The following is a 12,915-nucleotide window of genomic DNA, read 5'->3' as shown; positions in this document are numbered from 1 at the left end:
CCTCAGTCGTCCCCAACCTGGGCAGCGATATCCTCGACGACCTCCGGATTCCGGAGCGTCGAGGTGTTGCCGAGTTCGTTGCCCGAGGCGATGTCCTCGAGCAGGCGACGCATGATCTTGCCCGAACGGGTTTTGGGGAGTTCGGGCGTGACGATGACCTCTTCGGGTCGAGCGATGGGCCCGATGGCGTCCTCTACCCCCTCGACGATTCGGTCGCGCATCGAGTCGGTCGCGTCGGCATCGTCCTCGAGGATGACGTAGGCGTAGACGGCTTCGCCTTTGATGTCGTGGTCGCCACCGACGACGGCAGCTTCGGCGACGCCCTCGACGCCGACGATGGCGCTCTCGATTTCCATCGTCCCCAGGCGGTGTCCGGAGACGTTGATGACGTCGTCGACGCGCCCGAGGATGGTGATGTAGCCGTCCTCGTCGATTTTCGCGCCGTCTTCGGGGAAGTACACCCACTCGTCGCTCTCTTCGTCGGAGTACTCCTGCCAGTACTCGGAGAGGAAGCGCTCGTCATTGCGATAGAGTGTTCGGAGCATCCCTGGCCAGGGGTTATTGACGGTGAGATAGCCGGCGTTGCCAGCCTCGACCTGGTCGCCGCTGGCGTCGACGATTCGGGCGTCGATACCGGGCAAGGGTGGTCCGGCCGACCCGGGTTTCATCTCGCCGACGCCGGGGAGTGTGGTGATCATCATGCCGCCGGTCTCCGTTTGCCACCAGGTGTCGACGATGGGACACTCGCCGTCGCCGATGTGGTCGTAGTACCACTGCCAGGCGCGGGGGTTGATCGGCTCGCCCACGGTCCCGAGCAGGCGCAGACTCGAGAGGTCGTGCTGATCGGGGTACTGTTTGCCCCACTTCATGAACGCCCGGATGGCGGTGGGCGCGGTGTAGAAGATGTCGACGTCGTTCTTCTCGACGAGGTCCCACAGCCGATCTTTCTCGGGGTAGTCGGGCGTCCCCTCGTACATCATCGTCGTCGTGCCCAGTGCCAGGGGCCCATACACGATGTAGGAGTGGCCGGTGATCCAGCCGATGTCGGCCGCACACCAGTAGGTGTCCTCGGGCTTGACGTCCAACACGGCGTGAGAGGTCCAGGCAGCGTACGACAGATAGCCCCCCGTGGTGTGTTTCACCCCTTTGGGCTGGCCAGTGGTGCCCGAGGTGTACATCAGGAACAGCATGTCCTCGGCGTCTCGAGAGACCGGCTCGACGCTCTCGCCCTCGTGTGCGTCGACCAGTTCCTCGTAATCGTGGGCGCTGGCACCGAGGAAGTGGTTCAGTTCGTCGCCGAGACGGTCGACAACCACTGTCTCGACGTCGTGATCGACGCCGCGAAGCCCCTTGTCCGCCTTCTCCTTGTGGTTCAGCGGATCGCCGCGACGGTAGTAGCCGTCGCAGGTGACGAGGTACTCGCTGTCGGCGGCGTTCATCCGCGTCGCGAGGGCATCGGCGGAGAAGCCAGCGAACACCACCGAGTGCGGCGCCCCGATGCGGGCACACGCGAGCATCGCGATGGGCAACTCGGGGATCATCGGCAGGTAGAGCGTGACGACATCGTCCTCCTCGACGCCGAGTTCTCGAAGGCTGGCCGCAAACGCCTCGACCTCGTACAGCAGGTCGCTGTAGGTGTAGGTGCGCGTCTCGCCCAACTCGCCCTCCCACTTGATCGCCGCCCGATTCTTCGCGCCGTCTTCGACGTGGCGGTCGAGGCAGTTGTACGACGCGTTGAGTTCGCCGCTGGTGAACCACCGATAGAACGGCGCGTCGTCGTCTTCAAGTACGGTGTCGTACTCCTGATTCCAGGAGAGCATGTCTGCAGCGCGCTCCCAGCACTCCGGCCAGTTCTCCTCGAACTCCTCGTAAATCTCGGGGTCGTTCACGTTCGCCTGGTCGACGAACGACGCCGGCGGCTCGTAGGTCTCCCCCTCGGCCAACCGTGCCTCGAGTTCGATTCCCTCGTCGGTATCTGGTTCCTCGGCCATGACTAGTGTAAACATCGGGCATGAGCGGGATAAACGTTATCCTCGTCGCCGTTTCTCGTGGCGATTTTGGGTCGTCGGCGCGAGGAGAGCGATTCCCCGCTCGGCGCGGCAGTTCTCGAGCAGGCGTATGCCTCTGATTCCGGCGGCGGAGTCCGGCGCAGCAAAAGAGGCGCGTCGTCGATCAGTACGTGGAATCAGGTCCGTGGGAAGCGACCGACAAAAGGAATTCAGATCCGCTCGCCCGCCACGAACGCGAACGCGAGCGCAGCGAGTCCGATGACGACGGCCGCCAGGCCCACTGGCGTCGCACCCGACATCGCCACCGTTCCGCCGGCGACGACGCCGGCGCTACCGCCACCAACGGCTACGATCCGAACGAGGTCGGCGTTCTCGGTCGGTTTCGATTCCTCGGACTGCACGTCGAGGTCGTCGACCGCCGACGCGAGCGTCTCGAGGCGGTCGTCCTGGATCGACTGCTGGTTTTCGATGGCCTCGAATCGGTCCAACTGGCCCTCTCGTTCGTCGGCCAGTACATCGATCTGTTCGGTCACCGTGGCGCCCGAATCGACCGCCGGTTCGACGTCCGCAAGGCGCTCTGCGAGTGCGGTCGTTCGTTCCTCGAGCGACGACTCGATCGATTCGACGCGCTCGAGTGCAGCCGCCACGCGCTCGTCGGTCGACTCGATCCGATCGTCGCGTTCGGACGCGTCGGTCTCGAGCGCGGAGACTGCGTCGTCGAGGCTCGACAGCTCGTTCTCGTGGGCGGCGACGGTGTCACCGATGGTCTCGAAGTCGCCGGACAGGGACTCGAGTTCTGCCGCGTGGTCCTCGAGAACGGCTCCGTTCTCGCGAACGGACGCCACCTGTTCGTCGACGGCCGCCTCCACATCGTGAATCGCCGTCTCGTGGCCCTCCAGCGTGGTCTCGGCGGCGTCGACCGTCTCGGTAACGTGCTCGAGATCCGACGATACTGACTCGACCGCCGCGGTGGTAGCGTCGACCTTCTGGACCGCTTCGTCGAGGTCCGATCGGACGGCGTCCAACGCGTCGCCCGAGGGGACCGTCTCTTCGAGTGCTGAGAGCTCCGCCTCGAGGGACGACACGCTGTCGGCGAGTCCGTCGCGATTCTGGGCCGCGTCCGAGAACCGCTCGTCGGTGTCGGACTCGAGCGCCGAGAGGTCAGCTTCGAGGTCGTCTGCCGTCTCGACGATCGATTCGACGGTTTGCTCGAGTCGTCGAACCGCTTCCAGCGTCGATTCCACGTCGTCCTCGACGGCCGCCAGCGACGCCTGCGTCGCACGAGCGTCGAGCGCCGATTCGACGGATTCGAGGTCGTCGGCGAGTGCCTGGATCGTCGAGCTGGCCGACTCCACCGCCTCGGTCGTCGATTCGAGGTCACCTGAAACGTCCTCGAGGCGGGTCTCGAGCGCGTCGACGTCCTCGGCCTTCGCGCTGGCGTCGGCGACGTCCTCGAGGCCGTCGGCGAGCGACTCGACGTCGGTCGTGACTGCCTCGACGGTCTCGTCGATCTCGGCGATCGACGAGTCCACCGACGAGACCGTCGACTCGAGGGCCTCGAGATCTCCAATCACTGCATCGATCTCGTTGTCTCTCGAGCCCAGGCGCTCGAACAGTTGTGTGATGGCGTCGTCACTTCGAGCGCGCTCGGTCTGGCTGGCCGCGTCGTCGAACGAGAGCGTAGTATCGGTATCGGCACCGGCACCGGCTCCACCGGACGACGCGCTCGCACCTCCTCCCGCCTCCGCATCAGGCGAGGGCGACGAGGCGGCGTCGACTGCCGCGTTCGACTGTTCGGAGTGGTGACCGTGACCCCAGAGGACTCCTTCGTAAGCGACGACGCCGTCTCTGGCGGCCTCGAGCGCGCCTCGAACCGGGCTCTCGGCGGGATTCTCGGCGAGGCGAACGCCGCGAATCGAGAACGGGAGCGACGCGGCGTCGAACCGGCCGCCGAGGAGGAACTCGATTCCAACGACCGCCTCGTCCCCGGCGACGGCGACGGGGACGCTGAGTCCTCGCTGGAAGTCGGCGTCGCCAGCTCGAGCGCGTATCAGGTCGATCAGGTCGGCCACCAGTTCGTCGTGGGCCCGTGCGAGGGCGTTCTCGACGTCGCCGGTCGCCGCACTCGGATCGAGCGTGAAGCCCTCGAGGATCGAAGCGATCTGGTCGGGGGCGTGATCGGTCTGGGCGACGGCGCGCTCGACGAGCCAGTCGCTCCCCCGTGCGAGCGAGCAGGTGAGCACTGGGACGCCGTAGTACGACAGGCCGACACTCGTCGTCTGGGACTCGATGCAGACGCCCAGCCCCGTGTAGTTGTCCTCGCCGAGTTGATCGTAGACGACGGCGAAGCCCTTGCCGATCGGCGTCGCTTCGTCGACGCACTCGGCGACGGCGGTCGCGACCGTCTCTCGCACCTCGGCCGCGGTTCCGTCGGTCTCGACGAGCGTTCCCGGCGTCGTGTACCAGCACTCCTCCGCGTCCGATCCGTCCAGAACGGCAGCCACGAGCGTCTCGAGGGCGCGGCCACACCACTCGTACTCGAGCGTTCCGTTTGTGAACAACGGGACCGGTTCGGTGCCGTTTGCTCGGGCAACCGAACGGGCCGCCGTCCCAACGAGGTACGTCGTACCGTCGTGTTCGAACGACAGTTCTGATTGTTCTTCATCCAGTGCGTCCGTGCCGTCCACGCCATCCTCGAGCGGGAACACCGCGGCCGGTTGACTCGTGACGACCGTCTCCGAGCCGTCGTTTCTCGCCGACCGGAGGGCCCCCGTTCCGATATCGAGACCGATAGCCATGCGACCGGATGACGGGGTGGCCTCTTTGCCTTTTGGCTCAAAATACCAGAATTGAAAATCAGCGCGTCGCGAAACGCGGATCGGCCGTCGCTCGCTGTCGTCCGATCAGAGGGGTTCGAGCCCGTTTTCGGCCCGCAACACGTCGATGTACTCCCGGAACCCGGTCTCGAGGTCGTACTCGGGGTCGTATCCCAGGTCATCCTTCGCGGCGGTCATGTCGAGCTTCTGGGTCCACGGGAGTTCGCCCTCGTCGGACACCTCGAGGTCGGCACCGGGGACGATGGATTCGACCGTCTCGGCGGCCTCGCGGATGGTCGCAACGGTCCCGCGAACGTTGTAGACGCGACGGGAGAGCCGCTCGTCAGGGGCGAACGTCGCCTTGCGGAACGCCTGGGCGATGTCCCGGACGTACTGCCAGTCGATCACCTGGTCGCCGTACTCGACGGCGAACGGCTCGCCGAGGGCGGGCTTTTCGATGATGTTCGCCAGGAACGCGGAGCCCCCGGTCTCGCGGTAGGGGCCGTAGGCGACCGTCGGGCGGAGCGCGACGTGGGAGACGCCGTGGTCCTCGTAGTAGACCCGCGCCTGGTGTTCGTTGTACTCCTTGGTCGCCCCGTAGAGCGTGTCGGGGTAGACGAGGTCGTCCTCGGTGACCCAGCCGTCGTTTTCCGTGTAGTTCGTCGGCGGCGCGAACACCGCGGCCGAAGATGCCCAGGCGACGCGCTCGACCTGGTCGTCGAGGATTCGAGCGGCTTCGAAGACGTTGTTCGTCCCCTCGATGTTGACGTTCATCGCCGCGCGCGGGTTCTCACGCGCCGTGGTCGTCAGCAGCGCGGCGAGGTGGACGATGTGCGTCGCACCGGTTTCGCGAACGGCGCCGATGACGTCGGTCACCTCGGAGACGTCCCCGCGGCGGATCTCGACGTCGTCAGCGACGTCGAGTTTCTCGAGGATCCGCGGATCGGTCGAGAGGTCGAACGCGACGACGTCGTGACCCGCTTCGACCAGGTCCTCGACGACGTACGAACCGATGAATCCCGTGCCACCCGTGACGAGTACTGTGTCCGCAGACATTATCACGAATCTCCATCGTGGACGGCAAAAGCGTTCTGACATGGCGCCGTGGCTCGAGGCCGTGTTGCGAACACCCGAGAGCTGACGTACCGCCCTGTATTGGACGAAAGAACCCCGAGATCTGGGGGGCGGTTACGAACTGGCGACTCGAGTCGACTCGCCGAGGCGTACGTCGTCGCCGACCGAGAGAGTGGTCTCCCACTGGTCGTCGGGAACCCTCGTGTTGACCATGAGTCGGAAGTAGTGGTCGAACCAGTCCGACCCGGCCCACGTCGGGAGCGTCGCCTCCCGGCGTTCGACGAACGTCTCCCGGAAGCCGGGGGTGTCCTCGCCCGTGTCCGGATCACGCGTCGGCACGACGCAGCGCTGGCAGGGGTTGACTCCCAGAAGCGTCGCGTCGCCGAGTTCGAACGCGACCGCTCGACCCGGCCGGTCGTACAGTCGATCTTCCCAGAACGCCTCGTCGGCGTTGACCTCGAGGTTCGCCCGCAGACGCCGGCGCATCTCGTCGACGTCGATGCCCTCGTACCAGTCGGCGACGGCTTCGAGCGTCCCCGTGCTAATAACCGTCGGCCCGGAGGCGTCGGTGTCGTCCGGGAACCCGCCTTCGTCGTCACAGACGACCTGGACGCGGTAGCCGAAGAAGTCCGTGAGCCACGACTCGAGGGAATCCCGGTCGACGTCGAGGTGGTAGGTTCGCGTCTTTCCACCTCGTTCGCCGATCGTGACCGTCTTCCGCTCGAGGTCGTACTCGGTGTGCAACCGGTGGACTGCCCGCTCGCGTTTTCCGTTGACGTACGCATCGGACTCGTCGACGATCGCGTACCGCCGATCCCACTCGAACGCTCCGCTTTCGCCAACCTGGGCCGCATCCACGGAAACGGGATCGAGTGACTTGATCGGGTAGACAAAGAGCCGCTCGAGGTGTGCCATCACCGAGGAGTAGTGATCATCGGATAAATACATTCGTACAGCTGTCGTTCCGACGAACTATTCGTGGAGGCCGCCGACCTCGTCGTAAAACGACGAGGAGAGCTGGTCGGCCATCTCCTCGTCGGGGTCGATCCGGACGTCGACGACCGTCGGCACCGACGCAGCCTTCGCGTCTGCAATGGCATCCTCGAGGTTCGCAGGGTCGGTAACCCGGACGCCGTCGCCGCCCAGGGCCTTCGCCACGCCGACGAAGTCCGTGTCGTGGAAGTGCGCGCCGGGAATGGCGTCGTCCATCTGGCGAACCATGCCGAGCGAGGTGTCGTTGAGGACGACGAACGTCGGCGCGACGTCGCAGTCCACGGCGGTCTCGAGGGCCGTCATTGTCATGGCGAAGCCGCCGTCCCCGGCGACGCAGATGGCGTCCTTCCCGAGGAGGGAGCCGGTGACGGCAGCGGGCGCCGCCCAGCCCATCGCGCCGACGCCGCCGCTCCCGTAGTAGCTTCCCGTCGTCTCGGTCTGGAGGTAGTTGAGGAGCCAGAAGCGGTTGTTCCCGGAGTCCGCCGTGACGACGGTGTTCTCGTCGACGACCGCCTCGATGGCCTTGCACACTCGCTGGGGTTTGATGGGGGTGCTCTCGGCCTCGCAGGCGGCCACGTGGAAGTCCTCACGCGCCTCGGCCGCTCGCTCGAGCGCCCAGTCGTTTTCGGCGTCGCGGCCCTCGCTCGCCTCGAGCAGCGCGCCGAGCGTTTCGCCGGCGTCGCCGATCAGGCCGACGTCGGCCGGGTAGACCCAACCGGCGTTTCGCGAGTCGACGTCGGCGTGGATGATCGTCTGTTCGTCCGGCCGGATGAACGACTCGGCCTGCCAGTTTGTGTCCATCGGGTTCATCCGACAGCCGACGACGACCAGGACGTCCGCCTCGCTGACGACACGGTTCGCCCCCTCGTGACCGAAGGAACCGATGACGCCCGCCGCGCGCTCGTGGGTTTCGGGGATCGTCGACTTACCTAAATAGGAGGTAGCGACTATAGCGTCGTAGGCGTCGGCCACGGCCTCGAGTCGGTCGTAGGCGTCGGATTCGTCGGCTTTGTCGCCTCCAGCGCTCGCGTGAACGCCGTTACCGGCCAGAATGACGGGACGGTCGGCGTTCTCGAGCGCGTCCGCCGCGGCCGCGACGTCGCGGTCCGTCGGTCTCGAGTCCCAGTTTCTGACCTGCATCTCGTCGTCCCAGAGGCCGGGCGTCACGTCCCCCGGTAGGTCGTCCGTAATCGCCGAGCCGTCGAAGATGACGGCACAGGGACCGTTCCGACCGGCGGTCGCGTGCTTGAACGCGAGCTGGACCGTGCGGACGGTTTCCGGCGGCGTGCGCGGGAACCACCACTCCTTGGTCACGCCGTCGAGAATCTTCGGCAGCGAGAGGCCGCCGTAGTCGCCCCTGGACTGCTGGTAGGGCGCGAGCGTGGAGTAGTCGCCGCGCTCGGAGGCCTCGGTGAGCACGACCATCGGCGAAGAGCCGAGACGGGACTCCATCTGGCCGATAGCACCGAGGCTGCCGATCCAGGGTCCCTGTCCAGCCAGGACGGCAGGAGAGCCAGTCATTCGGCCGTAGGCCTCGGCCATGACGCTCGCCTCGCGCTCGTCACGCGGGCGGACGACCGTCACGTCGGTGTCACGGTGGCCGATCGTCTCGAACACCTCGATGAGGCGCCCGCCGGGGTAGCCGAAGACGTACTCGACGTCGAGCGCCTCGAGCGTGTCGACGACGCGGTCGGCGGTCGTCTGCGTGGAGTGCGTGTCGTCCATGGTGGTCGACTCAGTCGTCCTCCGAGGGGAGCGCCGTCTCGGCGACGTGGACAGTCTCCTCGACGACCATCGTCTCGCTCGCCTCCATGTCGGCGAACGTCGCCGCGTCGGCCTGCACCTCCTGGCCCACCTCGGACTCGAACGCGGCGGCCATCGCCGCGCCGTCGGCGAACGTCAGCCGAACGATACCGTCGTAGGCCGACTTCGAGGGATCGGTCGGCGTCGACGTGACGTACCGCTCGAGGCCGGGGAGGTCAGACGCGAGGTCGGTGTGGTCGCCCAGCCAGCGCTCACAGAACTCCTCGTGACTGAGGTCGTCGTCGCGTACCAGCAAGTTGACGAACGTGATCATGTTCCATGCGTGGCGTCTTCGGGTTCGACCTTTGCTCTGTCGGTCCGGGCCGCTCAGCCGTGGATGATACATTGTTTCGACCTCGAGTAAATTTAGAGAATATATCACATATCGAACAGTGGATTCCGGTAGATTATGGGCCAGATAATCGGGACCAGCGAGCGAAAAATCGGGGTACTGAAACGGGTCGTGGAAATGAGAGGCATACCGGCTGGCAAATCCTCCGGATTTATGTATCAGAGTGATGGTTCTTCCTAGTATGTCCGAAACCGGGACGCAGCCGCGTCACGTCCGCGAGTCCCTGGCCGATCCGAAGCGTGCCCTGAACGTCCAGTACTACGGCCCGGTGGGCTCGACGACGGTCGAGGAGCCGCCCACCCACCGCACCGACGACGACCTGATCGCCGGGCTCCGCGAACTCGCTGCCGCCGACGAGACGACGACCGAGTTCGGCTCCGCGTCCTACGTGAGCGAGTTCCGGTCCAGGAGCGCCGACCGGACGAAAAACGCCGTCGACGACGACTTCGGCGAGGCGGATTACGCCGTCATCGACCGGGCGACCGAGCCCGTCGAGAACCGCGCGATGCTCTGTGTCGACCGACTCGTCGGCACGCACCCGGAAACGACGTTTTGCTGCCGCCTGTACGTCCCGGCCGAGTACGCGCGAATCGCTCACGGATGGGCGATGCTGTTCGACCCGACCGACGGACGGGACCCAGACTTCGTCACGGTACAGGTTCCGGACGCATCGGAGACGGCGATCCGAATCCTCCCTGACGACGGGTTTACCGCCGTCGTCGGCAGCGACTACACCGGCGAAGCGAAGAAATCGTTCCTCCGGCTGTTCATGCATCGAGCGAAACGACTCGGCGGCCTCGGCCTGCACGCCGGCAGCAAGCGCGTTCGCGTGGCTCGAGCGGCTGACGCTCGCGACGAAGCCCAGGCCCGTGACGAACCCGATGCCCACAGCGAACGCGATGACGAAACCGCGGACGGAACCGTCCCTGACCTCGAGACCGTCGGTCAGCTCTTCATGGGGCTCTCCGCGACCGGAAAATCGACGCTCACGGCCCACGGCTGCTGGCTCGAGGCCCCCGAGGAGGCGGTCATGGTCCAGGACGACGTGTGTGCGCTCCTGCCGGACGGCTCGGTCGCCGGCAGCGAGGGCGGCGGCCTCTACGTGAAAACGTACGGCCTGGACGCCGACGAACAACCAGGAATACACGCCGCGGTCACCGACGAATCGGCCTCGTTCGAGAACGTCGTCGTCGACGAAGACGGGACGGTCGACTTCGACGACGACCGATACACGAAGAACGGTCGTGCCGTCATCCGGCGCTCGAAACTGCCCAGCGCCAGCGAGGACATCGACCTCGAGGACGTCGACCAGCTCTTTTTCATCACCCGGAACCCGCTCATGCCGCCGGTCGCCAGACTCGACGACGAGCAGGCGGCGGTCGCGTTCATGCTGGGCGAATCGATCGAGACGAGCGCCGGTGACCCCGACCGGGCTGGCGAGCGCATCCGGGTCGTGGGGACGAATCCGTTCATTATCGGTCCGGAAGGCGAGGAGGGGAACCGGCTGCGAGAGCTGGTCGCCTCGCTCGGCCTCGAGTGCTACGTCGTGAACACGGGCACAGTCGGCTACCCCGATTCGGACGCGAACTCGAAGGACGTCGGCGTCACCGAGTCCGTGACGATCCTGACCGAACTCGCGCGGGGAACCGTCGAGTGGACCCGGGACGAGCAACTCGGCCTCAAAGTTCCCGCGAACGTACCCGGGATGGACATCGAGGCGTTCCGCGTCGCCGAGTATGTCGACGATTACGATGGCGAACTCGAGACCCTGCGCGAGGAACGACGCGAGTACCTCGAGTCGTTCGAGCGACTCGATCAGGAGATCGTCGACGCGGTGTACTGACCGCTCAGTGCCTTCTCAAAGTGGTCTCGAGCGAGAAGGACTGACCTCGACTGCCTGGTGTGAGGACGGAACTCGAGCGAAGGGGGTGGGCAGCACTTGCCGGTCACAGCTACTGTTATATGTACAGCGTTCTCACCGTTGACAATGAGCGTCCAGATGCAGAAACCAACGATGCGGGTATGCGAACGCTGTGGCCGGACGGAACGCTGGGACGACGCCCAGTCCGCCTGGCAACACGCACTCGATAGCGACCGCGGTCACCCCCACTGTATTCACGAGTGGGACATCAACGGGTCGTTCACCCCCTACGAGTAACGCGACTGGTCTGTGCCCGAGGCTCGCCTCGAGGCCCACATGCTCCTGGCGAGCATCTAATATGGCTATCAACGAGCGACCGGCAACTCGCCGTGACGCTCGGTTTCTGTGAGATAACACTGCGGATCGGGTCCGAAGAGGGACTCACTCGAGAGCGCCCGCAACCGAGACCCACCGCGACAGATCGACCGATACTGGCACGTCGAACATCGGCCGGTGAGGTGGTCCTCGCGCACTCGAAGATCGGCGAGCAACGGATTCGTCTCGTCGTCCCAGATGTCGCCGAACGGTCGGTCGCGAACGTTACCCAGGCTGTAGCCCTGCCAGAACTGGGTCAGGTGAACGTTGCCCTCGTAGTCGACGTCCGCGATGCGCTCACCCGTCGGATCGCCTCCGTTTCGATCGAGATGGCGGTAGACGGTTTCGGCTTTTTCGGGGCCAAAGCGGTCGGCGGCGTACTCGACGAGGAAGGGCGCGTCGACGTAGTTGCCGACCAGCAGGGTCTCGATCTCCTCGCCGCGGTCGTGGTACTCGAGCGTCAGATCGCAGAGTCGCCTCACCGCGTCACGGGTCGCTTCGGGGCTGAGGTCGATGTCGGTGATATCGGCGCCGCGCCCACCGTAATCGAGGTGATAGAAGCAGAATCGATCGACCCCCACGTCGGTCAGCAGGTCGACGACTCCCTCGAGGTCGGCGGCGTTTGCCTCGGTGATCGTGTACCGCAGTCCGGTCTTGAGCCCGGCCGACTGGCAGGCCTCGATTCCTCGGACGGCAGCGTCGAAGGCCCCCTCCTTTCCCCGGAACGCGTCGTTGCGCTCTGGGAGTCCGTCGACGGAGATGCCGGCGTACTGTAGCCCGGCCGACTCGAGTCGAGCCGCTTTCTCCGGCGTGATGAGCGTCCCGTTCGTCGAGAGAACGGGCCGGAGTCCGAGGTCTGCGGCGTGCTCGACGAGTTCGGGGAGATCCTGCCTGACGAGTGGTTCCCCGCCGGAGAAGAGGACCACGGGGACACCGTAATCTGCCAGCTGCTCGAGGAAACGTCGGGCTTCAGTTGTGCTAAACTCGCCCGCTGCAGGCTCGGTTTCGGCCGCCGCGTAACAGTGCGCGCAGTGGAGGTTACACCGACGGGTCGTATTCCAGACGACGACCGGGCGGCGCTGCTTTCCGGTCGTGATCTGAGGCTTACTTGAGCTCTCAGCAGCGTCGTAGCGTAGTCCGTCGCCCTCGGCGTCGAGGTCACAGAGGAGCTTGCTGATCGAGATCACGAGTCGTTCACCCGCGGGACTCCGTCACTTTCCTCGGAAACGCGAGGTTCGGGCGAAACCTCCTGGCCCGGCGCCTCGTCCGGCGAGTCGGAGGCAGTGGACAGCGGGCGCGTCGAGTACCGCTCGACCGCCTCGGCCGGGCACACCCAGAGGTCCGCGGCGTACCGACCGAAGAGCCGGGAGGCGTTGTCGACGGCCTCCTCGACGCTCGTCGCCGAAACGCTGCCGACGTGATGAAGGCGCTTGTCTCGGTCCTCCCGAAGGAAGACCTCCCACTGTGGGAGCGGCGTTCCGCGGCGATCCCCCGCCACTCGCTCGCGACGTACAGATTCGACCATCGTGTTCGTTCGCGGTTGGGTTCTCGGAGGTATATCCCTCGTTGCGAACGTCTTCGGGCGGCGTTCCCGGATCCCGAGAACGAGAACCGACCCTTTGTAGGCGGCGT

Annotated in this window: 10 protein-coding genes; 2 read left to right on the top strand and 8 right to left on the bottom strand. The window is 65.7% G+C overall.

The annotated features are described in order from the left end of the window. Positions 1-2 precede the first annotated feature (2 nt). The 6 genes from acs to ACFQS4_RS10575 all read right to left on the bottom strand — a co-directional run bounded on the left by acs (position 3) and on the right by ACFQS4_RS10575 (position 8,969). Entirely contained in the window at positions 3-1,991 is a 1,989-nt protein-coding gene (gene acs, locus ACFQS4_RS10600; RefSeq protein WP_497901482.1) for an acetate--CoA ligase, read from the bottom strand. 227 nt (positions 1,992-2,218) lie between these two features. After that, positions 2,219-4,807 carry a disk-shape morphogenesis protein volactin gene (locus tag ACFQS4_RS10595; RefSeq protein WP_497901481.1) on the bottom strand — a complete coding sequence of 863 codons (2,589 nt, stop codon included), beginning with the start codon at positions 4,805-4,807 and terminating at the stop codon, positions 2,219-2,221. Between the two features lie 105 nt (positions 4,808-4,912). Further along, positions 4,913-5,881 (bottom strand): NAD-dependent epimerase/dehydratase family protein, encoded by a 969-nt coding sequence (locus tag ACFQS4_RS10590; RefSeq protein ID WP_497901480.1) that lies wholly within the window; start codon positions 5,879-5,881, stop codon positions 4,913-4,915. 132 nt (positions 5,882-6,013) lie between these two features. Then, positions 6,014-6,814 (bottom strand): MOSC domain-containing protein, encoded by an 801-nt coding sequence (locus ACFQS4_RS10585; RefSeq protein WP_497901479.1) that lies wholly within the window; start codon positions 6,812-6,814, stop codon positions 6,014-6,016. A gap of 57 nt (positions 6,815-6,871) precedes the next feature. Beyond that, complete coding sequence (locus ACFQS4_RS10580; protein WP_497901478.1) at positions 6,872-8,617, bottom strand: thiamine pyrophosphate-binding protein; 1,746 nt, start codon at positions 8,615-8,617, stop codon at positions 6,872-6,874. Between the two features lie 10 nt (positions 8,618-8,627). Then, positions 8,628-8,969 carry an EthD family reductase gene (locus tag ACFQS4_RS10575; RefSeq protein WP_497901477.1) on the bottom strand — a complete coding sequence of 114 codons (342 nt, stop codon included), beginning with the start codon at positions 8,967-8,969 and terminating at the stop codon, positions 8,628-8,630. A gap of 259 nt (positions 8,970-9,228) precedes the next feature. Here ACFQS4_RS10575 and ACFQS4_RS10570 point away from each other — a divergent pair, with 259 nt between their 5' ends. After that, positions 9,229-10,890 carry a phosphoenolpyruvate carboxykinase (ATP) gene (locus tag ACFQS4_RS10570; protein WP_497901476.1) on the top strand — a complete coding sequence of 554 codons (1,662 nt, stop codon included), beginning with the start codon at positions 9,229-9,231 and terminating at the stop codon, positions 10,888-10,890. Positions 10,891-11,034: 144 nt separating this feature from the next. After that, the gene (locus ACFQS4_RS10565) at positions 11,035-11,205 is read left to right on the top strand and encodes an HEWD family protein (RefSeq protein ID WP_497901475.1); all 171 of its coding nucleotides are present in this window, start codon (positions 11,035-11,037) and stop codon (positions 11,203-11,205) included. Positions 11,206-11,273: 68 nt separating this feature from the next. On the opposite strand, the gene ACFQS4_RS10560 is transcribed toward ACFQS4_RS10565, so the two are convergent. Both ACFQS4_RS10560 and ACFQS4_RS10555 read right to left on the bottom strand, forming a co-directional pair. Beyond that, a complete protein-coding gene (locus ACFQS4_RS10560; protein WP_497901474.1) occupies positions 11,274-12,470 on the bottom strand; it encodes a TIGR04347 family pseudo-SAM/SPASM protein in 1,197 nt (398 codons plus the stop codon). Next, on the bottom strand, positions 12,467-12,808 hold the full coding sequence (locus ACFQS4_RS10555) for an Htur_1727 family rSAM-partnered candidate RiPP (protein ID WP_497901473.1): 342 nt from the start codon (positions 12,806-12,808) through the stop codon (positions 12,467-12,469). The genes ACFQS4_RS10560 and ACFQS4_RS10555 overlap by 4 nt, the downstream gene beginning before the upstream one ends. Positions 12,809-12,915: the final 107 nt, after the last annotated feature.

The sequence above is a fragment of the Saliphagus sp. GCM10025317 genome, assembly GCF_042663665.1.
Taxonomy (GTDB): domain Archaea; phylum Halobacteriota; class Halobacteria; order Halobacteriales; family Natrialbaceae; genus Natronosalvus.
Note: the sequence above shows the minus strand (reverse complement) of the source record. Positions and strands in the feature narration are given on the sequence as shown.

What these genes read in the sequence shown, in the direction of transcription:
- acs (WP_497901482.1), bottom strand. Translation starts at nt 1,991, where the DNA reads ATGGCCGAGGAACCAGATACCGACGAGGGAATCGAACTCGAGGCACGG.
- ACFQS4_RS10595 (WP_497901481.1), bottom strand. Translation starts at nt 4,807, where the DNA reads ATGGCTATCGGTCTCGATATCGGAACGGGGGCCCTCCGGTCGGCGAGA.
- ACFQS4_RS10590 (WP_497901480.1), bottom strand. Translation starts at nt 5,881, where the DNA reads ATGTCTGCGGACACAGTACTCGTCACGGGTGGCACGGGATTCATCGGT.
- ACFQS4_RS10585 (WP_497901479.1), bottom strand. Translation starts at nt 6,814, where the DNA reads ATGGCACACCTCGAGCGGCTCTTTGTCTACCCGATCAAGTCACTCGAT.
- ACFQS4_RS10580 (WP_497901478.1), bottom strand. Translation starts at nt 8,617, where the DNA reads ATGGACGACACGCACTCCACGCAGACGACCGCCGACCGCGTCGTCGAC.
- ACFQS4_RS10575 (WP_497901477.1), bottom strand. Translation starts at nt 8,969, where the DNA reads ATGATCACGTTCGTCAACTTGCTGGTACGCGACGACGACCTCAGTCAC.
- ACFQS4_RS10570 (WP_497901476.1), top strand. Translation starts at nt 9,229, where the DNA reads ATGTCCGAAACCGGGACGCAGCCGCGTCACGTCCGCGAGTCCCTGGCC.
- ACFQS4_RS10565 (WP_497901475.1), top strand. Translation starts at nt 11,035, where the DNA reads ATGAGCGTCCAGATGCAGAAACCAACGATGCGGGTATGCGAACGCTGT.
- ACFQS4_RS10555 (WP_497901473.1), bottom strand. Translation starts at nt 12,808, where the DNA reads ATGGTCGAATCTGTACGTCGCGAGCGAGTGGCGGGGGATCGCCGCGGA.